The sequence below is a fragment of the Cupriavidus sp. GW823-FHT07B10 genome, assembly GCF_058794355.1.
Genome location: NZ_JBXAGS010000018.1, coordinates 102,726 through 121,703 on the forward strand (window position 1 = coordinate 102,726; position 18,978 = coordinate 121,703).

19 protein-coding genes are annotated in these 18,978 nt (G+C 61.4%); 13 read left to right on the plus strand and 6 right to left on the minus strand.

What is annotated here, in order from left to right; translation table 11 throughout:
* The first annotated feature begins 6 nt into the window (after nt 1-6).
* From AC1Q6V_RS27990 to AC1Q6V_RS28005, 4 genes are read left to right on the plus strand one after another with little or no spacing between them, the layout of a single operon-like run.
* Entirely contained in the window at nt 7-897 is an 891-nt protein-coding gene (locus AC1Q6V_RS27990; protein WP_454750872.1) for an SDR family NAD(P)-dependent oxidoreductase, read from the plus strand.
* Entirely contained in the window at nt 894-1,856 is a 963-nt protein-coding gene (locus AC1Q6V_RS27995; protein ID WP_211980480.1) for an alpha/beta fold hydrolase, read from the plus strand. The genes AC1Q6V_RS27990 and AC1Q6V_RS27995 overlap by 4 nt, the downstream gene beginning before the upstream one ends.
* A gap of 47 nt (nt 1,857-1,903) precedes the next feature.
* Nucleotides 1,904-2,779: a metal-dependent hydrolase gene (locus AC1Q6V_RS28000; protein ID WP_454750873.1), complete on the plus strand. Its 876-nt coding sequence runs from the start codon at nt 1,904-1,906 to the stop codon at nt 2,777-2,779.
* Nucleotides 2,776-2,940: a rubredoxin gene (locus AC1Q6V_RS28005; protein ID WP_035817912.1), complete on the plus strand. Its 165-nt coding sequence runs from the start codon at nt 2,776-2,778 to the stop codon at nt 2,938-2,940. The genes AC1Q6V_RS28000 and AC1Q6V_RS28005 overlap by 4 nt, the downstream gene beginning before the upstream one ends.
* A 107-nt stretch (nt 2,941-3,047) precedes the next feature.
* Here the strand turns inward: AC1Q6V_RS28005 and yidC are convergent, their stop codons facing one another.
* The 4 genes from yidC to rpmH form a co-directional block, all read right to left on the minus strand.
* The gene (gene yidC / locus AC1Q6V_RS28010; RefSeq protein ID WP_011616294.1) at nt 3,048-4,715 is read right to left on the minus strand and encodes a membrane protein insertase YidC; all 1,668 of its coding nucleotides are present in this window, start codon (nt 4,713-4,715) and stop codon (nt 3,048-3,050) included.
* Between the two features lie 21 nt (nt 4,716-4,736).
* Nucleotides 4,737-5,048 carry a membrane protein insertion efficiency factor YidD gene (gene yidD / locus AC1Q6V_RS28015; RefSeq protein ID WP_010811372.1) on the minus strand — a complete coding sequence of 104 codons (312 nt, stop codon included), beginning with the start codon at nt 5,046-5,048 and terminating at the stop codon, nt 4,737-4,739.
* Between the two features lie 10 nt (nt 5,049-5,058).
* The gene (gene rnpA, locus AC1Q6V_RS28020; protein WP_136227835.1) at nt 5,059-5,496 is read right to left on the minus strand and encodes a ribonuclease P protein component; all 438 of its coding nucleotides are present in this window, start codon (nt 5,494-5,496) and stop codon (nt 5,059-5,061) included.
* Nucleotides 5,497-5,629: 133 nt separating this feature from the next.
* A complete protein-coding gene (gene rpmH, locus AC1Q6V_RS28025) occupies nt 5,630-5,764 on the minus strand; it encodes a 50S ribosomal protein L34 (protein WP_008650850.1) in 135 nt (44 codons plus the stop codon).
* 816 nt (nt 5,765-6,580) lie between these two features.
* On the opposite strand from rpmH, the gene dnaA reads away from it, so the two are divergent.
* The 4 genes from dnaA to AC1Q6V_RS28045 all read left to right on the plus strand — a co-directional run bounded on the left by dnaA (nt 6,581) and on the right by AC1Q6V_RS28045 (nt 13,566).
* On the plus strand, nt 6,581-8,347 hold the full coding sequence (gene dnaA / locus AC1Q6V_RS28030; RefSeq protein ID WP_454750874.1) for a chromosomal replication initiator protein DnaA: 1,767 nt from the start codon (nt 6,581-6,583) through the stop codon (nt 8,345-8,347).
* Between the two features lie 367 nt (nt 8,348-8,714).
* The gene (dnaN, locus tag AC1Q6V_RS28035; RefSeq protein ID WP_010811375.1) at nt 8,715-9,830 is read left to right on the plus strand and encodes a DNA polymerase III subunit beta; all 1,116 of its coding nucleotides are present in this window, start codon (nt 8,715-8,717) and stop codon (nt 9,828-9,830) included.
* Between the two features lie 229 nt (nt 9,831-10,059).
* A complete protein-coding gene (gene gyrB / locus AC1Q6V_RS28040) occupies nt 10,060-12,585 on the plus strand; it encodes a DNA topoisomerase (ATP-hydrolyzing) subunit B (protein ID WP_454750875.1) in 2,526 nt (841 codons plus the stop codon).
* Nucleotides 12,586-13,221: 636 nt separating this feature from the next.
* Complete coding sequence (locus AC1Q6V_RS28045; RefSeq protein WP_454750876.1) at nt 13,222-13,566, plus strand: hypothetical protein; 345 nt, start codon at nt 13,222-13,224, stop codon at nt 13,564-13,566.
* A gap of 88 nt (nt 13,567-13,654) precedes the next feature.
* Here the strand turns inward: AC1Q6V_RS28045 and AC1Q6V_RS28050 are convergent, their stop codons facing one another.
* Nucleotides 13,655-14,053, minus strand: a complete 399-nt coding sequence (locus AC1Q6V_RS28050) for a recombinase family protein (protein WP_454750877.1) — start codon at nt 14,051-14,053, stop codon at nt 13,655-13,657.
* 67 nt (nt 14,054-14,120) lie between these two features.
* Here AC1Q6V_RS28050 and AC1Q6V_RS28055 point away from each other — a divergent pair, with 67 nt between their 5' ends.
* The 5 genes from AC1Q6V_RS28055 (at nt 14,121) to AC1Q6V_RS28075 (ending at nt 18,226) form a co-directional block, all read left to right on the plus strand.
* Nucleotides 14,121-14,918, plus strand: a complete 798-nt coding sequence (locus AC1Q6V_RS28055) for a HipA family kinase (RefSeq protein WP_454750878.1) — start codon at nt 14,121-14,123, stop codon at nt 14,916-14,918.
* Nucleotides 14,915-15,790 carry a DUF3037 domain-containing protein gene (locus AC1Q6V_RS28060; RefSeq protein WP_454750879.1) on the plus strand — a complete coding sequence of 292 codons (876 nt, stop codon included), beginning with the start codon at nt 14,915-14,917 and terminating at the stop codon, nt 15,788-15,790. The genes AC1Q6V_RS28055 and AC1Q6V_RS28060 overlap by 4 nt, the downstream gene beginning before the upstream one ends.
* A gap of 408 nt (nt 15,791-16,198) precedes the next feature.
* Nucleotides 16,199-16,804, plus strand: a complete 606-nt coding sequence (locus AC1Q6V_RS28065) for a hypothetical protein (RefSeq protein ID WP_454750880.1) — start codon at nt 16,199-16,201, stop codon at nt 16,802-16,804.
* 701 nt (nt 16,805-17,505) lie between these two features.
* Complete coding sequence (locus AC1Q6V_RS28070; protein WP_454750881.1) at nt 17,506-17,844, plus strand: hypothetical protein; 339 nt, start codon at nt 17,506-17,508, stop codon at nt 17,842-17,844.
* Between the two features lie 55 nt (nt 17,845-17,899).
* Complete coding sequence (locus AC1Q6V_RS28075; RefSeq protein WP_454750882.1) at nt 17,900-18,226, plus strand: hypothetical protein; 327 nt, start codon at nt 17,900-17,902, stop codon at nt 18,224-18,226.
* A gap of 135 nt (nt 18,227-18,361) precedes the next feature.
* Here the strand turns inward: AC1Q6V_RS28075 and AC1Q6V_RS28080 are convergent, their stop codons facing one another.
* On the minus strand, nt 18,362-18,871 hold the full coding sequence (locus AC1Q6V_RS28080) for a hypothetical protein (RefSeq protein ID WP_454750883.1): 510 nt from the start codon (nt 18,869-18,871) through the stop codon (nt 18,362-18,364).
* Nucleotides 18,872-18,978 lie beyond the last annotated feature (107 nt).

Genomic DNA, 18,978 nt, shown 5'->3' on the forward strand with positions numbered 1-18,978 from the left:
CCGGACATGAAGGACTTCCGCAACAAGGTTGCCGCGATCACCGGCGCCGGCTCGGGCATCGGCCGCGCGCTGGCGGTGGCGCTGGCACGGCAGGGCTGCCACCTGGCGCTGTCAGACCGCAACGAGGCCGGGCTGGCGCAGACCGTGGCCCAGGCCATGGCCGCCGCACCGCAGGCCCGCATCACCCAGCACACCGTGGATGTGGCCGACCGCGCCGCGGTCTACGCGTGGGCCGCCGCGGCCGCCGAGGCCCACGGCCGCATCAACCTGATCTTCAACAACGCCGGCGTGGCGCTGTCCAGCACCGTCGAGGGCATGAGCTACGACGACCTGGAATGGATCATGGGCATCAACTTCTGGGGCGTGGTCTACGGCACCAAGGCCTTCCTGCCGTACCTGAAGGCCAACGGTGACGGCCACGTGGTCAATACGTCGAGCATCTTCGGCATCTTCGCCCAGCCCGGCATGGGCGCCTACAACGCCAGCAAGTACGCGGTGCGCGGCTTCACCGAATCGCTGCGGCAGGAGCTGGACCTGATGGACTGCGGCGTGTCGGCCACCACCGTGCACCCGGGCGGCATCAAGACCAATATCGCCCAGGCCAGCCGCGTGTCATCCAGCGTCAACGGCTTCCTGGTGCGCGACGCGCAGCACGGCAAGGATGAGTTCGAGAAATTCTTCATTACCTCGCCCGACAAGGCCGCGCGCGTGATCCTGGAAGGCGTGCGCCGCAACCGCCGGCGCGTGCTGATCGGACCCGACGCCTACGCCGCCGATGCCATGGCGCGGCTGCTGCCCGCCGCCTACCAGTCGCTGGTGGTGCGCGAGACGCGCCGCAAGCGCGATCTGGGCCCGGTTGCGTCACCGGCCTCGGTCGGCCAGGGAGAGCGCCCGTGAACCGGCTCGCGATCGAACAGGATGCTGCGCTGCTGGCGCCACCGGGGGCGCTGACGCGCTGGTTCGGGCAGGGCCGCGTAGGGCTGTTCAGCCTGTCGCGCGCCACGCTGGCGCAGCGCCATGCGCTGCCGGCCTCGCGCTGGGTGCGCGTGCTGGATGCGATGGTGCACTACACCGACGAAGGCCCCGCCGACGGCGAGACCCTGGTGCTGATCCACGGCTTCGGCGCTTCGCTGCATACGTGGCAGGGGATCGTGCCGGCGCTGGCGCAGCGCTATCGCGTGCTGCGGCTGGACCTCGCCCCGTTCGGGCTGACCGGGCCGCTGCGCGATGCGCGCGGCCGCATCGAAACCATGGACGTGCACCGCTACCGCGACTTCATCGATGCCTTCCTGGCCGCGGTGAACGTGCGCCGCGCCAGCATCATCGGCAACTCGCTGGGCGGGCTGATCGCGTGGGACCTGGCGGTGCGCCGGCCCGATGCGGTCGACAAGCTGGTGCTGATCGACGCCGCCGGCTTCCCGATGCGGCTGCCGATCTACATCGACCTGTTCCGCCATGCGCCGGTGCGCTGGTCGGCACCGTGGATGCTGCCGGAGTTCATCATCCGCGCCGCCACGCGCGACGTCTATGGCGATGCTTCACGCGTGCCGGAGTCCACCTTCCGCCGCTACGTCGATTTCTTCTACGCCGAAGGCAGCCGCGAGGCCGTCGGCAAGATGGTGCCCAGGCTCGACTTTGCCCAGCTTGACACCCACCTGCTCGGCAGCGTGCGCGCGCCCACGCTGGTGCTGTGGGGCGAGCGCGACCGCTGGATCCCGCCCGCGCACGCGCAGGCCTTCACCGAGCGCATCCCCGGCGCGCAGCTGCGCCGCTACGCGGGGCTTGGCCATGTGCCGATGGAAGAAGACCCGCAACGCGTGGCCGCAGACCTGCTGCCGTTCCTGGCCGCCCAATAAATCCCCGCCGGCGCAACACGCGCCGGCCGTCACCCAAGGAGACCGCCATGATGCCAGTCCGCCGCGACGTGCATCCCCACCTGCCGCCAGAACGCATCAGCGACTGGCACGAACGGGGCCGTCACGTCACCCATTTCATCAACGCGCTGTCGATCTTCTTCCCCGCCGGGGAGCGCTTCTTCATGGACAGCGTGCGCAACTACCGCGACCAGGTGAAAGACCCCGGACTGAGCCGCGCCATCGCCGGCTTTATCGGCCAGGAAGCGATGCACACGCGCGAGCACATCCTCTACAACCGGCTGATGGAAGACGCCGGCCTGCCCGCCGCGGCGCTGGACCGCTCGGTGTGGAAGCTGCTGGACCTGCTGCGCAAGATCCTGCCCAAGTCCTGGCAGCTGGCCCACACCATCGCGCTGGAGCACTACACCGCCATGCTGGCCGGCGGCCTGCTGCAGGATCCGCGCCACATGGGCGCGGCCTCTGAGACCGGCTACCGGCAGGTGTGGACCTGGCACGCACTGGAAGAAACCGAGCACAAGGCCGTGGCCTACGATGTCTGGAACACGGTGATGAAGCCCGGCCCCTACCGCTACTTCCTGCGCACCTTCACCATGCTGACCACCACGGTAACGTTCTGGGCCATGGTGTTCGTGTTCCACATCGCGCTGGTGATGGGCGACAAGGGCTGCCGCAACAAGCTGACCGGGTTTGGCGGCGTGTTGCGCTTTTTGTGGGCCTCGCCCGGCGTGCTGCCCAAGATGATCCCGGAATGGCTCAGCTACTTCCGCCCGGGCTTCCATCCGTGGGACGACGACAACCGCGCCGAGCTGGCGCGCATCGCCCCGCTGGTCGAAGAGATCGAAAACACCGCGCGCGCCGCCGGCGTCTCCACCCGTGCGCCCTCGCTGCGGGGGGCCGCATGACCATCTGGCAGTGCCGTATCTGTGGATTCGTTTATGAAGAAGCGCTCGGCATGCCCGAGCACGGGATCGCGCCCGGCACACCGTGGGGCGCGGTCCCGCTGGAGTGGAGCTGCCCGGACTGCGGCATGGCGAAAGCGGATTTCGACATGGTTGCGCTATAGGCGGGCCGTGGCCAATGAGGGGTGATGGCTGTCAGCCCCCCGATCCATCAAACAAAAAGCCCGGCATCACTGCCGGGCTTTTTTGCTTACCGCAACCTGCAACAGCTTCAGCTCTTCGCCACCACTGCCGCCTTGCCCTTGCCGAGCATGCGGTTGATCTGCCATTGCTGGGCGATCGACAGGATGTTGTTCACCACCCAGTACAGCACCAGGCCCGCCGGGAAGAAGAAGAACATCACCGAGAACACCAGCGGCATGATCATCATAACCTTGGCCTGCACCGGGTCCGGCGGGGTCGGGTTCAGCTTGGTCTGCACGAACATCGACACGGCCATCACGATCGGCAGAATGTAGAACGGATCCGGCACCGACAGGTCATGGATCCAGCCCAGCCACGGCGCGCCGCGCATTTCCACCGACGACAGCAGCACCCAGTACAGCGCGATGAACACCGGGATCTGGATCACGATGGGCAGGCAGCCGCCGAGCGGGTTGACCTTCTCGGTCTTGTACAGCCCCATCATCTCCTGGTTCATCTTCTGCGGGTCGTTCTTGTAACGCTCGCGGATCGACGTCATGCGCGGCTGCAGGTCCTTCATCTTGCCCATGGACTTGTAGCTCGCCGCCGACAGCGGGAAGAACACCAGCTTGATCAGCACCGTCAGCGCGATGATCGACCAGCCCCAGTTGCCCAGGAAGCCGTGCAGCTTCTCCAGCAGCCAGAACAGCGGCTTGGCCAGGATGGTCAGCCAGCCATAGTCCTTCACCAGCTCCAGGCCCGGGGCGATCTTCTCGAGCATGTGCTCTTCCTGCGGGCCGGCGAACAGGCGTGCATCGGTGGTCACCGTGGCGCCCGGGGCCAGTTCACCCAGCGGCTGCTGCACGCCCACGCGGTACAGGTGCGGATCGATCTGCTGGACGTAGAAGCTGTGCTCCTTGCCGGTCTGCGGGATCCAGGCCGAGGCAAAGTAATGCTGCACCATCGCCACCCAGCCATTGTTGGCGGCGGCCGGCACGGTGGCCTTGCCCTTGGCGATGTCTTCGAAGTCGATCTTGTGGTACTTGTCGGCGTCGGTGTAGACGGCCGGGCCGGTGAAGGTGCTGTAGAACTGCGACTGCTCGACCTTGCTGCCGTCGCGCGCCAGTTCCAGGTACAGCGTCGGCGAGACCGGCGCGGCACCCGCGTTGGTCACCGCGAACTTGGTGTCGACCACATAGCTGCCCTTGCGGAACACATAGGTCTTGACCAGCTTCACGCCGTTCTTCTCGGCGGTCAGCGCCACTTCCAGCTGCTCGGCGCCGTCCAGCGTGCGCGGGCCCGGGGCGGCGGTGAACACCGTGGTGTGGTTGGGCAGGTCGCCGCCGATCAGGCCCGAGCGTGCCATGTAGGTGCGCACGTTGTCACGCTCGAACAGCACCACCGGCTTGCCGTCCTTCTCATGCTCCTTCAGCAGCTCCAGGCGCGACACGATGCCGCCGGCGGTGTCGATCTCGGCGCGCACCGTGTCGGTGGTCACCACGACCTTCTCGCCGGTGGGCTGGGCCGCGGCCTGCGGCGCGGCCGGGGCAGCGGTACCCGCTGCGCCTGGCGCCACGTTGGCCTTGGGCACGTCGCCCTGCGCGGCAGCGCCGCTGGCGGCGGGCGCCGAGGCGGCCTGTTGGGTCGTGCTCGGGAAGAACATCGACGCATGGCCTTGGGAGCGCTGCCAGTTGTCGTAGAGCAGCACGAGGGACATCGAGAAGATGACCCAGAGGATGGTGCGTTTGATATCCATGTCTGGCTGTGGTCGGAGAAATCAGGGTCTGGGCAGACGGATCGCAACAGGCGCATGGCCTGCGGCGGCATGGACGGAACGGCCCGCGTGGGTGTCCGGCCTGGCAGTGTCGTCAGCTTCCGTGCCCGGCACGGGATCATACCCGCCTTGGGCGAAAGGATGGCAGCGGCACAGCCGGCAGGCGGCCATCCAGCTGCCGCGCGCGGCGCCGTGATGGATGACGGCGTCGCGGGCGTAGTCGGAACAGGTCGGCAGGAAGCGGCAACGCGAGCCCAGGTAAGGACTCAGGGCGATCTTGTAGATACGCAGCAGGGCTAGCAGGATCGGCTTCATGGCGGGGTGGTCAGGCTGGAAGGCCCGGTGCCTGGCTGGGTGGCGCAGGCGGAGCGGGGTTTGCCGCCGGCGGTGGCGGCAGCGGCCTGGCGGCAATTTCCAGCAAGCTGGTGATTTCCGCCAGGCACGCCTGTCTGACCGCCGCGCGCGTCGCAAATTCCGCGCGCGGGAACCTAGCTTGCAGGCGCAGCAGTACGTCGCGCCCGGCCAGGTGCTCACGGCGCTGGCGGAACAGCTCGCGCGCCATGCGCTTCACCAGGTTGCGCTCAGCGGCGCGCGGCGCAAACTTCTTGCCCACCACCACGCCAAGGCGGCCTTCCGGCCGGTCATTGGCGCGCACATAGAGCACGAAATGCGGGCTGCGACGCCGGGGCCGCAAAGCAAAAACGGATGAAAACTCATCCGTCTTTGTCAGCCTTGCGGCTTTGGGGAAGGCATGGGCAGACACGCTGGGCAATGCTGGCGAGAGATACTGCTGACTAACTAGCTGAGCCCTGCGGCAAGCTGCCGGCCGTCCCTGAGGTGAGGCGTCAGGCCATGACGGCAACGCAGTGCGCGCCGTCATACCAGTCGCCCCGGCCTCAGATGGCCAGGCGCTTGCGGCCCTTGGCGCGGCGTGCGTTGATGACGGCACGGCCGCCGCGGGTCTTCATGCGGACACGGAAGCCGTGGGTACGCTTGCGGCGGGTAACGGAAGGTTGGTAGGTACGTTTCATGTTGCACTCTCTGGTTGATCTGGGCGCGCCTGACACCGGCCGGTGCCGGGGTGCCGTGGCCGCCGCGTATGGTTCGCATGGGGCTGCCGCTGGCAAGACACTGCAGCGGGATTGCCGACGATTCTGGTTCTGTCTTGCTGCCGGCCGTGTTTATGCATGTGCAGGTCACTAACCTGTTAGCAAGGACGGCACGAACAGGCCAGACCCGGCGATGCGCATACGTGATCCCCTGCCGCATCGCAGAACCCGGCATTTAACCGATTTTCTGCGGCAATGTCAAGTCGCAAGACTGTGTGCACCGGCACAATTGCCACACCCGGCTGTGGCCCGTGGTGCGCCATTGTCCACAAAGGCCAGTGGGTAACTGCAAGTGTCTCGAGGGCCACCTCTACCGCATCCATCCACAGGCGAAGTCCCTGTTTTGCCTGAGATTTCCCCCGTTTCCACACCCCGGAAAGCCGCATCGCACCAAGGGTTGTGCACACAAATCCACTGCATTTGCACAAGTTATCCACAGACTTATCCTTTGTGGATAACTCAGGGGCGGGGGTACAATCCGGGTCCAAACACAACACGGGCTGCGTGGCGCAGGCGCAACCCGGGCCCCCACCGCGGCAACGCATGACTGAACGCACGCCAGTGCGGCGAGCCTGAAGGCTCGCTTGCTGCTGCATTGGCATGCCGCGGAGGCCTCACCGAACGGAATTGATTCCTAATACGGTAAGGATGGCCCGGATCGCGCGGCGTAGATGCTGCTTGTGGCGTGCCGGGGGAACCGCTGATTTGCGGCCGGGTACGATTACCAAAAAACAAACAATGCAAGATTTCTGGCAGGCGGCAGCAGCGCAACTAGAGCGCGAGCTGACGCCGCAACAGTTCAAAACGTGGATCAAGCCGCTGGCGCCCGTTGCGTTCGATGAAGAAACGCACGCGCTGCGCATTGCCGCGCCCAACCGTTTCAAGCTGGACTGGGTCAAGAGCCAGTTTTCGGGGCGCATCACCGCACTGGCCTGCGAGTACTGGGAAGCGCAGGTCAGCGTCCAGTTCGTGCTGGATCCCGCCGCGTCGGGCCGTGCCGCTGCCTATATGCAGCCGGCCCAGCCCGGCATGGGCCCGGGCGGCATGGACGGCCACGCAGCACCGGGTACGAGCATGGGCGGCTATCCCGGCGCCCAGCCGATGGGCGGCCAGGCCATGGGCCAGCCGCCGTTCGCCATGCCCGGCCAGCAGCCCGGCTATGGCTATGGCGAGCCGGTCAGCGCGGCCGGCTACGGCATGGGGCAACCGCCCTATGGCAATCCGGGCAACCCGGGCAATCCGGCCGGCATGCCGTCCGCCGCACCGGTCCCGGCCGGTGCGCGCGGCCAGCCCCACCCTGGCCAGCACGGCCACCAGCCGCACGGCGCCGACATGGGTGAGATCGACGTGGTCCAGATGGACCCCGCTGAAGCCAGCGCCCGCTCCTACCGCGCGCCGCCGCAACAACCCCAGCAGCAGCCGCACCAGCAGATGGGCGGCGCCACGCCGATGCCCGGCCACCAGCCCAGCGACACGGTGCATGAGCGCTCGCGCCTGAACCCGATCCTGACCTTTGACAACTTCGTCACTGGTAAAGCCAACCAGCTGGCCCGCGCCGCGGCCATCCAGGTGGCCAACAACCCGGGCAAGTCGTACAACCCGCTGTATCTCTATGGCGGCGTGGGCCTCGGCAAGACTCACCTGATCCACGCCATCGGCAACTTCATGTTGCTGGAGAACCCGCGCGCGCGCATCCGCTACATCCACGCCGAGCAGTACGTGTCTGACGTGGTCAAGGCGTACCAGCGCAAGGCGTTCGACGAGTTCAAGCGCTACTACCACTCGCTGGACCTGCTGCTGATCGACGATATCCAGTTCTTCTCCGGCAAGAACCGCACGCAGGAAGAGTTCTTCTATGCCTTTGAGGCCCTGATTGCCAACCGGGCGCAGGTGATCATCACCAGCGATACCTACCCGAAAGAGATTTCCGGCATCGACGACCGCCTGATCTCGCGCTTCGACTCGGGCCTGACCGTGGCCATCGAGCCGCCCGAGCTGGAAATGCGCGTGGCCATCCTGATGAAGAAGGCCGCCGCGGAAAACGTCAACGTGCCCGAAGAGGTTGCCTTCTTTGTCGCCAAGCACCTGCGCTCAAACGTGCGCGAGCTGGAAGGCGCGTTGCGCAAGATCCTGGCGTTCAGCAACTTCCACGGCAAGGACATCACCATCGAGGTGACGCGCGAAGCGCTCAAGGACCTGCTGACTGTGCAGAACCGCCAGATCTCCGTGGAGAACATCCAGAAGACCTGCGCGGATTTCTACAACATCAAGGTCGCTGACATGTATTCGAAAAAGCGCCCTGCCAATATTGCACGGCCGCGCCAGATTGCGATGTACCTGGCCAAGGAGCTGACGCAGAAGAGCCTGCCCGAAATCGGCGAGCTCTTTGGCGGCCGCGACCACACCACCGTGCTGCATGCCGTGCGCAAGATCGCCGACGAACGCAGCAAGGACGCGCAGCTCAACCATGAACTGCACGTGCTGGAGCAAACGCTCAAGGGCTGATGCATGGCCGATGCCCGGGGACCCCCGGGAAGGCGTTTTGAAGGGTCGGCCCCTCGGGGCTGGCATACTGTAGGGTGCGCGCCACGGACATCCCGTGGCGCCTGGGGAATTAACGTCAGCGTCGCCGGGGCAAGTGTCCGGAAAATGGCCACTGATAAGGCTTTGCGGTGAGTCGGGACGGGATGGCAAGTACGGGCAGCGCCAGCGTGGCTTTTTGGGCACAGCTGGCCCCCCGGCCGGTCCCGCCCCGCTTCACCGCAGCGGCTTATCCTTGGTACAATGGCATATTAACTCCTTGATTCCTAAGTGAATTCGGAGTTGTTTGCGTTCTGCGGTCGCCGATTACAAACGACGAAGGATAAATTCAATGCAATTGGTCAAAACCTCGCGAGACAACCTGCTGCGTCCGCTGCAAATCGTGAGCGGCATCGTGGAGCGCCGCCACACCCTCCCGATCCTGGCCAATCTGCTGATTCGCAAGTCCGGGTCCAACGTTTCCTTCCTCTCGACCGACATCGAGATCCAGATCACCACGCACGCCGAATGCGGCGTTGGCAGCGACAGCGTTGCCACCACCGTGGCCGCGCGCAAGCTGCTGGACATCCTGCGCGCCATGCCTGACGGCGACGTGGCCCTGTCGCTCAACGACAAGCGCATGACCGTGCAATCCGGCAAGAGCCGCTTCGCACTGCAGACGCTGGCCGCCGAGGAATTCCCGACCGTTGCCGAAGCCAGCGAATTCAACGCCAGCGTCAGCCTGCCGCAGAAGACCTTCAAGCACCTGCTGGCGATGGTCCACTTCGCCATGGCGCAGCAGGACATCCGCTACTACCTGAACGGCATGCTGCTGGTGGTGGAAGGCAAGAAGGTGATGGCAGTCGCCACCGACGGCCACCGCCTGGCCTACTGCGGCGTTGAGCTTGAGACCGAAGCCGTCGGTGTTGGCGCGCGCCAGGAAGTCATCATCCCGCGCAAGACCATCCTGGAACTGCAGCGCCTGCTGGAAGACAACGACGATCCGGTGCAGGTGCAGCTGGCCGCCAACCAGGTCAAGTTCACGTTCGCCAATATCGAACTGATCTCCAAGCTGGTTGAAGGCAAGTTCCCCGACTTCCAGCGCGTGATTCCCAAGGGCTACAAGAACGCCTTCGCGATCGACCGCGTGCGGCTGCAGCAGGCGCTGCAACGCACCGCGATCCTGACGACCGACAAATTCAAGGGCGTGCGCTGCATCCTCGACACGCACATGCTCAAGATCAGCTCCACCAACGCCGACCAGGAAGAGGCGCAGGAAGAGCTGGAACTCGATTACTCGGGCGACGCGCTCGATATCGGCTTCAACGTGACCTACCTGCTTGACGTGCTTGCCAACCTGAAGAGCGAGCAGGTGCAGGTCAGCCTCGGCGACTCGAATTCGAGTGCGCTGATTACCGTGCCGGAAGACGACAATTTCAAGTACGTCGTCATGCCGATGCGCATCTGATGATCCGGTAACAGGACCAGACCAGACAAGAACCGGAGCAGCAAACGGCACGCAACGACACCCGGCCCAGGCCGGGAAGTCCTGGGGATGACCATCCCGCAGCGGGGGCAGGATCGAAACGACGATCCGCCCCTTTTGCCGTTTTTAGTAACCCGCCATGCGGACCCTTTCGCGCCCCGCCGCTATGCCGGCCCGGCCCGAATTCCGCCATTGCCGTGAGTAGAAAGACATGACCGAACAGCAGAACCCGCAGCAGGAAAACACCTACGGAGCCTCTTCGATCCAGATCCTGGAAGGCCTGGAGGCGGTACGCAAGCGTCCGGGCATGTATATCGGTGATACCTCCGACGGCACCGGCCTGCACCACCTTGTCTTCGAGGTGCTGGACAACTCCATCGACGAAGCGCTGGCCGGCTACTGCACCGAGATCCAGGTCACCATCCACAGCGACAACTCGATCTCCATCGTCGACAACGGCCGCGGCATCCCGCCCCTGGTCAAGTTCGACGACAAGCACGAACCCAAGCGCAGCGCGGCAGAAATCGCCATGACCGAGCTGCACGCCGGCGGCAAGTTCAACCAGAACAGCTACAAGGTGTCTGGCGGCCTGCACGGCGTGGGCGTGTCCTGCGTGAACGCACTGTCAAAGTGGCTGCGCCTGACCGTGCGCCGCGACGGCCAGGTCCACCTGATCGAATTCGCCAAGGGCGACGTCCAGAACCGCATCGTCGAGACCGTGACCGGCCCCGACGGCCAGCCCGTTGAAGTCTCGCCGATGAAGATCATCGGCGCCACCGACAAGCGCGGCACCGAAGTCCACTTCCTGGCCGACGAAGAGATCTTCACCAACGTCGAGTTCCACTACGAGATCCTCTCCAAGCGCATCCGCGAGCTCTCGTTCCTGAACAACGGCGTGCACATCAAGCTGGTCGACCAGCGCACCGGCAAGGAAGAAGACTTTGCCTTCTCCGGCGGTGTGAAGGGTTTTGTCGAGTACATCAACCGCTCCAAGAGCGTGCTGCACCCCACCATCTTCTACGCCAACACCGAAAAAGACGGTATCGCCGTGGAAGTGGCCATGCAGTGGAACGACGGCTACAACGAGCAGGTGCTCTGCTTCACCAACAACATCCCGCAGCGCGATGGCGGCACCCACCTGACCGGCCTGCGCGCCGCGATGACCCGCGTCATCAACAAGTACATTGAAGAAAACGAAGTCGCCAAGAAAGCCAAGGTGGAAACCACCGGCGACGACATGCGCGAAGGCCTGTCCTGCGTGCTCTCCGTCAAGGTGCCTGAGCCCAAGTTCAGCTCGCAGACCAAGGACAAGCTGGTCTCTTCCGAAGTGCGCCTGCCCGTGGAAGAACTCGTCGGCAAGGCCCTGAACGACTTCCTGCTGGAAACCCCGGGCGACGCCAAGATCATCTGCGGCAAGATCGTAGACGCCGCCCGCGCCCGCGAAGCCGCCCGCAAGGCCCGCGAAATGACGCGCCGCAAGGGCCTGATGGACGGCATGGGCCTGCCCGGCAAGCTGGCCGACTGCCAGGAAAAAGACCCCGCCCTGTCAGAACTCTTCCTGGTGGAGGGCGACTCCGCAGGCGGCTCCGCCAAGCAAGGCCGCGACCGTAAGTTCCAGGCCATCCTGCCGCTCAAGGGCAAGATCCTGAACGTAGAGCGCGCCCGCTTCGACAAGATGCTGTCCAGCCAGGAAGTGCTGACCCTGATCACCGCACTGGGCACCGGCATTGGCAAGGACGACTACAACCTGGACAAGCTGCGCTACCACCGCATCATCATCATGACTGACGCGGACGTGGATGGATCGCACATCCGCACGCTGCTGCTGACGTTCTTCTATCGGCAGATGCCTGACATCATCGAGCGCGGGTATGTGTATATCGCGCAGCCGCCGCTGTACAAGATCAAGCATGGGAAGGAAGAGCGGTATATCAAGGATGATGTCGAGCTCAATGCTTATCTGTTGAAGCTGGCGATGGAGAAGGCTGTGCTGGTGCGGCCGGATGGGTCGGAGATCAATGGGGATGCGCTGACTGAGTTGGCGCGGCAGTATCAGCTGACTGAAGGGGTGATTTCTCGTCTGTCACGCATTGTTGATACTGATGCCCTGCGTGCTATTGCTGATGGGGTGGCGCTGGATCTGGATAGCGCGGCTGCTGCTGAGGCGTCTGCTGTGGCGCTGAAGGCCAAGTTGGCTGAGATGCATGCTAAGACGTTGATTGGGGCTGCCGTGAATGACGACGGTACCGCCGACGTTTATGCGCAGTTTGATGAGAAGACGGATAAGCATCGGTTGATGATTGCGCGTCGTCATCATGGCAACGTGCGGTTGTCGCATCTGGATGCGGATTTTGTTCATGGTGCTGATTATGCTGCCCTGTCCAATGCTGCTAAGACTTTCCAGGGCCTGACTCCGGAAGGCACCAAGGTGCAGCGTGGTGAAGGCGAAAAGCTGCGCGATCAGACAGTCAACGACTTCCACGGGGCCATGCAATGGCTGCTGGCTGAGGCTGAGCGTGGGGTTTCTCGTCAGCGGTATAAGGGTCTTGGTGAGATGAACCCGGAGCAGCTTTTCGAGACCACCCTCGACGTTACGCAGCGCCGGCTGCTGAAGGTGCAGATTGAGGATGCTATTGCGGCGGATCAGATCTTTACCACCCTTATGGGGGATGAGGTGGAGCCGCGTAGGAACTTTATTGAATCTAATGCGTTGGTGGCGCGGAATATTGATGTTTGATCGCTTGTAGCGGTGTAGGAAACCGGAATTAGCTGGACTACATACCAGTTTGCTGGACTGGAAATCCGGAATTAGCTGGACTGGCGTGCAGTCATGAGAAAAGTGCCCCCTGCGGCACTCATAAAATCAAACGGGTTACGAGAAGTTTTCTCGTAACCCGTTTTTCATTTGCTGGATCGTGAGGCGCCGCGGCAAAGCCGGCCGCCCACCACACACGTGGCCACGGGGTCCCGCCAACTGTGGTACTGGGACATGGCCCAGCCTGTCGGCCGAGTCGCGGGGCGCTGGTTTTACCTGAACCTGATTGGTTGCCAACAATTTGTTTGGCAAGAAAACCAGAAGCCGCGCATGCAGCCTCGGAGCAAGGAGGCCGATGAGAGCACCGTCCATCGGACTCCGACGACATATCTGTCACAGCACCGGCGTTTGCCGGCAAACCTGTTTCAATGACTTGTGGCATCTCGAACCCTTAAGCAGCAGCCAGGCGTCGTAGGCTGGACACCCACCATCGCCGCTCGCGCTCACGTTCACGTTTGGCCGGATTGGGAAGAGGAAACTGCGGATCAGCGAAACCGCCGTCGCGTTCACCGTGGACGATGCCCGCGTCCTGCACGACCATCCTGATCTTGCCCAGCCTTGCAGCTCCAGCCTCAGCTGCAGAGCGGATTCGGCTCCTCCGTTGCCGCCCAGCTCGAAGATGGAGGCGCCAATCTCGCTCATCACAAACATGACGCCTGCGAGTCGGACGGACTGCGAGCAAAAGCCGAGGTAGGGACTGCCGACATCATCGACCATCTCTTGGAGCTCATTTACCTCGGCTATCAGATTCGAAATCTTGGCGCTTTCGTCATCGATCAGTGCTCTTCCAATCTTGAGCAGATCCTCGTGGGCCTGCACCACCAGCGCCGCGAGCTAGCGCCGCTGATCGTCATGCATGATGGGCTTTTTTTCAGCCTGCTGCCCGGTCCCGGGCGCGCATGATGCTCTGCCCGGCCCTGCCATAGTCGCGGGCGAGTTGGCGATCGAGGCGCCGGCGAAGAGCTTTGCCAGCGCCTCGGCCTGCTCCGCTTCAGTGAGTGCCGCCGGCCGGCCCAACGCCTTGCCCTCTGATTTGGCGCGAGCGAGCCTGCGTGCGCTCGATCAGCAAGTCGCGCTCGAATTCCGCAACCGCATTTAGTACGCCCATGGTCATCTTGCCGGCCGCACTGGTCAGGTCGACGCCGCCGAGCGCCAGGCAATGGATCCGCACGCCAATCGCGGCCAGACGCTCGACTGTGGCGCGCACGTCCATCGCATTCCGCCCGAGCCGGTCCAGCTTCGTGAGGATCAGAACGTCACCCGCCTCCGCTTGTGAAGCAGCTTGGCGAACCCCGGGGCGCTCTCCGGCGGCAACCGCTTGTATGTATCGGTTCCACGACCTTGGTATATGCCCAACGTTAGCGGGGCCGCGGTTGCGACGGCTGAGCATGTAGAATCATGGGTCGATCACAATAATAGTGCCTCTTGACGCACACTAGTTGCGCTGCACGACCTTCATGCTAGATCTCGTTTATGCCGCACGATTCGTGAGAGTGATGGGAAGCGGTCGCAACTCGCCTTGCCTGATCGCCTGCGACACCGTTGATGGCGAGGAAATTGAGCTTGTGGTCAAGTGTTCACATGGGCTCTACGAGAACGAAAAGAACCTCTGCATAGAGGCAATTGCTGCAATGCTGGCAGCTGACCTCGGCTTGCCAGTGCCAGAACCCTTCATCGTAGATCTCGCCCCGGAATTCATTTCGGATCTGAAGTCCGCAGATGCCAAGGCGAAGCTCCAGGCCAGTTGTCGGATTGCTTTCGGATCTAAGTTCTTACCCCCTGGCTTCAGTCTCTGGACTCGGCAGGGCACTGTGCCAGCTGTGCATTGTCAACTGGCAGCGGAAGTGTTCGTGTTTGACACGATCATCATCAATTCGGATAGGTTGACGAAGAACCCCAACTGCCTGTATTCAGGGGATAGCTTTGCTATTATCGACCATGAGTTGGCCCTCTCGTTCAACGTGCTTTTCTGGCACGAGCCGTGGACGGTCAATGGATTCGATGCTGCGGAGATGAAGCCCGAGGGGGAGCGGCACATTTTTTCACGGCCTTATTTGGAAGTCTGCCCACAGCAGCTTGATCGGTTTGTTCAGGCGTGGCAGCAGCTCCCGCCCGAGCGTTTCAAACAGTATGAAGATGCACTTCCTGATGAATGGAAGTCAAAGGTTAATCTGAAAGAGATCTTTGATTATCTTGAGACGGCAAGGCAAAATATTACATTGATTGTGAATAATGCAATTGGGGTACTAGGATGACAAATCGAAAGCCCTACTCATATTCAATATTAAAATATGTGCACGATGTTGCAACCGGCGAGTTTGCAAACGTCGGCGTTGCTTTGTATTGCCATGAAAACGGATTTTTCTTCTTCGACTGCCGTCGCACGCTTGGGCGTCTCGCGGAGATTTTTCCTGATATTAGGGCAAGTCGCTTCAAGTCGCTTTTGAGCCCAATCTCCAAACGCTTCTCTCAAATAAGAGAGGAATATCAGTCAAAATTGGACTTGAATGTCCAAGCAAGATCGCTCGAGGAGATCCTTGGCTCAGTTTTACCCAAGGATGATAGTGCTCTAGTGTGGTCGGAGGTGGCTACTGGCCGATCATTTGATCTGGAGAAGACTGCGCGCACAATCTATGCACGTTATGTCACGAAGTACGATAAACCTCGTAAGCACCAGAGACGGAGCGACGAGGATGTCTGGAGGAGCTTTAGACGCTCCTTAGAAAACAGAAACGTACTTCGATATTTCGATGAGAAGGTAATTCACGGACGTAGCGATGATGTGAAGTTTGAGCTTGCGTGGAAAAATGGAGTTTGGCACTGCGTTGAGCCAGTCTCATTTGACCTTGCGGCTGCGGATTCAATCCGAGAAAAGGCACATAAATGTGCCGGTCAGATATTGGGCGTATCAGATTCGGCGGATAAATTCAAACTCTATCTTGTGCTTGGAAAACCTGCCGGAGAGGATCTCTCTGAAGCCTTTGACAAGGCGGTTGGCATTCTCAAGCATATCCCCGTTCCTACGGAAATATATCTGGAGGAAAACCAAGATCAATTGGCTGATAAATTGGCACAACAGATTATCGCGCACGACCCATCGCTATCCTCTTTTCCGCACTTGCAATAGGTCGCAGGGGTCGAGGCAGCTTTCGGCAGAAAGGCAGAGAGCATGCCAGGGGCGCAGCTAGGCAATTGTCACATCGACTCGCAAATCACCCGCCTAAGTGGCGGGTTTTTCATGCCAATCGCCAATTCCCCGTGACACACCAAGTGTGTCCCTTGAATCATTTGGTGTCGCGCGCTCGTATTCCTCCTAGCTAAGAGGCACGACAACAAAATCCGGGAATGCTGTTGCATAACAATCGGCCTACTTGCGTAAATCTTAAGCAATTCACGGTCGGCCACCAGGACAGTCCAACGAGGAGCGTCCATCGCCTGCTTGTGCTGCCGCAGTACCCAATCCAAGACTGTCTCACGGGGGAGCTGGTAGTAATATGTGGCGTCTAAAGCGAAAGGCGGCCCCAAGGGAATAGGGATGAATCTTATCGTAGAACGGGATTCTTGCGCGTCGGTAGTCGGTAAGGAGTTAGCTACGCAAGGCGGCGCTTGGGATCGCCTGCGTGCGGTCGATAAACAGCTTGCGAGATGCTTCGCCGGCTTAGACGGCATTGCCGCCGACTTTGAATGGAAGTCCGTCTGCGTTCTCTCAGACGAAGCCAAAATTGCGGAGCAGGCTTATCCCGGTCTCTATCTTATTGAAGTTTGCACCACCAGCCCGGCGAAGCTCGACTGCGCTGCCTGGTTGAGGCAGTTCAAGGAGGGATGGGATTTAGAGGAGTACCGCCACGCTTTCACGTCGACGACCAAAAAGATCCGGATGTCCATGCACTCGGAACTCAAGGAGTGGATGCCACTATATCTCGGCAAGTCGATGAAAATATCCAAGCGGGTGCAGGAGCACATCGAGCTTAAACTCGGACATAGGACCTTTGCGCTGAAATTGAAGGCGCGTGGATTGAATCCGAGCAACTATCGCCTGCATACGGTGAGCTTGGCGGGCTTGAGCCACTACGATTGCCTCGCGCCGGTTCTAGAGCTCGCGTCGCGCAAGCTGATTAATCCGCTTGTCGGCAAGCAGTGACCGGGCCGCTTGCATTGGTGTCCATTTACTCTTCCCAGAATCGCTCCAATCTGATCAGTCTTTGGAGTGCATCAATGCCGCCAAAGGGCGCGGCGCGACTAGGAAAAACGCGGTGAAGGCCCGTCGGCACAGCATTTATGCTGAGCACTTCTTTCAAACAACGTAAATTTGGCAATGAACCTCACCCCTCAACTACTAGCGACCGCTGATCGCATCCGGTCTGAGTTGCGTCCCCGAATCCTAGAGATCGCCGGGCCCATGGGAACACGCGACTGGCAAACGACACCGCACCCCGATGTTCACCTGAGCAATGAAGACCTGCTGCGAAAACACGGGCTGATCCCTTAGTCGATCCACCTGGGTGCCGGCTTCGCGTCGGTGCCTGGGAGAGGTGTTTCCCTTCGATCCCCTGCTGGGCGTTTTCCGCATTTTCGCATACGCGAAAATGTCTCCTCATCCCCCTGGGGCACTTTCTCTGGCAATCAGTCTGACGGGGGCTCCCAAGGCTCTGGCGTCGAGCATGAGTGTAGTGAGTCACTGCTGCGTCGCTGGATTGCTCAATCCGATTGCCGCCTCGCATGGCTCTTGTAGCCTGCACACCACAATGCACCTCGCGCCCTGAAGCTTAATTTGCAGTTCCATATCAGCCAATATATGCTCCAATAGTGCTTATTAAAGCTCCACTTAACGGGGAAATGGAAATGCGCTCACCACTCGATGCACTCGTAACCGAAAAAGCCCTGCACCTGATCTCGGGTAGTGGGAATGCCGACCTGGCGGACCATCTCGGGCTGACCGATCAGGTCGAGACTTCGGGCCAGATTAAGAACGTTTGCGCGAAGGTAGCAACGGAATTGGCCGAAGAAATCGACAGCATCGTCAACCTGCTGGGAATCAGCAAGCGGCGATTCCTTGAGGCTGCGATGATCGAAGCCGTTCAGAAAGCGAAGGGCATTCTCGACGCGGAGGGCGTGTGGGAATGGCTGGATGAAAACAAGAGCGGCCACGGCTGGTGCCGAGGTGAAGCCGGGGAGATTTGAGTATGGCCGTGCTCACGCGCAATGGGACATGTCTTTGACACGCCAGGAAAGAAACATGGAAAAACTCTTCGACGTCGTCATCGCCATTGGCAACTGGTGGGAGAACACGACTCCCCGAGACTTGGATCCGGACGAGCTCGTGACGCTGAAGCAATCGGAGCGCTTGATCGCCTTCTATTCAGTCGTCTCCCTTATCCTCATCGTCCTAGCCTTGTCGGTGGGGCGAGATGTGCCCGAGGCTACCGGTTACATGCTTCCTTTGGCGACAATCCATGCCTACCTCCTGAAGGGGATACTCCTTGCCCTGATTGCATCGATTGGCATGTTCTTGTTCCACCTAGCTCGTGGCGCTTGGGCCTACCGTCGTCTCAACCGAGATTGAAATTGACCTAGGCCACACCACGGAGGACGAAATGGCCCGTCTGGGACGCTGGTGGGTGCGATGGCAAGCTGATGGAACTCGGTCGCTGACTACCTGGACGAGGATTCGTTAGCCGTAATCAGCGTGGTAGAAACGTCAGGATGCTTCGGAAGTCTGCCACTGCTGCAGAAGCTGCTGCGCGGTTCTATCGATGTATTCCGCCGAGATCCCGTGCCGCCTAACGAAGTCCTCGGCCAGCTTCGCCACTGCTTTCAATAACACAAGCGACTCGTCGGCGATGGCGTCCAGGCGACCCCGAAGCGCTTGCGTTGCCGCATGATCATGGATCACATGTCGGCTATCCGCTCGCGACCTGTGGACTAACCAGTTGCGCTCAGCCAGCAGGCTGGAGAATCTTTGTGCCAGCTCTGGTTGAAGCAGGCTGGCTTTCGCCATTTGATTGATGGTCGCCCCGAAGGTCTTGCCCTGCGCCTTCTCAACCAAGGCTTCGCCAGCGACCGCTCCCATTCCCTGCTTAGCCTGCGCCAGCAGGACAAAACACTGGGCGGCGCAGCCTTCCAACTCCTGCAGTTGCCATAGCGCGAATCCGACGCGCTGCGTAATGTCGGCCAGGCGATCCGCCCTTTGAAGCCATTGTTCTTGCATGGGTTCTCCCTTTCCAGCCGTCTATGGCGCTCGTGTTGGCATTGCTAGCTGCGCTTCTTGTAGCGCGCGGCGGAAGAAAACAGGATCTTGTTGGTGATCGGCACCCC

Excerpts from the sequence above, each read along its gene's own strand:
- rpmH (WP_008650850.1), bottom strand. The coding sequence starts at position 5,764 with ATGAAACGTACCTACCAACCTTCCGTTACCCGCCGCAAGCGTACCCAC.
- AC1Q6V_RS28055 (WP_454750878.1), top strand. The coding sequence starts at position 14,121 with ATGCTAGATCTCGTTTATGCCGCACGATTCGTGAGAGTGATGGGAAGC.
- AC1Q6V_RS28005 (WP_035817912.1), top strand. The coding sequence starts at position 2,776 with ATGACCATCTGGCAGTGCCGTATCTGTGGATTCGTTTATGAAGAAGCG.
- AC1Q6V_RS28080 (WP_454750883.1), bottom strand. The coding sequence starts at position 18,871 with ATGCAAGAACAATGGCTTCAAAGGGCGGATCGCCTGGCCGACATTACG.
- dnaA (WP_454750874.1), top strand. The coding sequence starts at position 6,581 with ATGCAAGATTTCTGGCAGGCGGCAGCAGCGCAACTAGAGCGCGAGCTG.
- yidC (WP_011616294.1), bottom strand. The coding sequence starts at position 4,715 with ATGGATATCAAACGCACCATCCTCTGGGTCATCTTCTCGATGTCCCTC.
- AC1Q6V_RS28070 (WP_454750881.1), top strand. The coding sequence starts at position 17,506 with ATGCGCTCACCACTCGATGCACTCGTAACCGAAAAAGCCCTGCACCTG.
- AC1Q6V_RS28075 (WP_454750882.1), top strand. The coding sequence starts at position 17,900 with ATGGAAAAACTCTTCGACGTCGTCATCGCCATTGGCAACTGGTGGGAG.
- AC1Q6V_RS27990 (WP_454750872.1), top strand. The coding sequence starts at position 7 with ATGAAGGACTTCCGCAACAAGGTTGCCGCGATCACCGGCGCCGGCTCG.
- yidD (WP_010811372.1), bottom strand. The coding sequence starts at position 5,048 with ATGAAGCCGATCCTGCTAGCCCTGCTGCGTATCTACAAGATCGCCCTG.
- dnaN (WP_010811375.1), top strand. The coding sequence starts at position 8,715 with ATGCAATTGGTCAAAACCTCGCGAGACAACCTGCTGCGTCCGCTGCAA.
- AC1Q6V_RS28050 (WP_454750877.1), bottom strand. The coding sequence starts at position 14,053 with ATGCTCAGCCGTCGCAACCGCGGCCCCGCTAACGTTGGGCATATACCA.
- AC1Q6V_RS28060 (WP_454750879.1), top strand. The coding sequence starts at position 14,915 with ATGACAAATCGAAAGCCCTACTCATATTCAATATTAAAATATGTGCAC.
- AC1Q6V_RS28000 (WP_454750873.1), top strand. The coding sequence starts at position 1,904 with ATGATGCCAGTCCGCCGCGACGTGCATCCCCACCTGCCGCCAGAACGC.
- AC1Q6V_RS28065 (WP_454750880.1), top strand. The coding sequence starts at position 16,199 with ATGAATCTTATCGTAGAACGGGATTCTTGCGCGTCGGTAGTCGGTAAG.
- gyrB (WP_454750875.1), top strand. The coding sequence starts at position 10,060 with ATGACCGAACAGCAGAACCCGCAGCAGGAAAACACCTACGGAGCCTCT.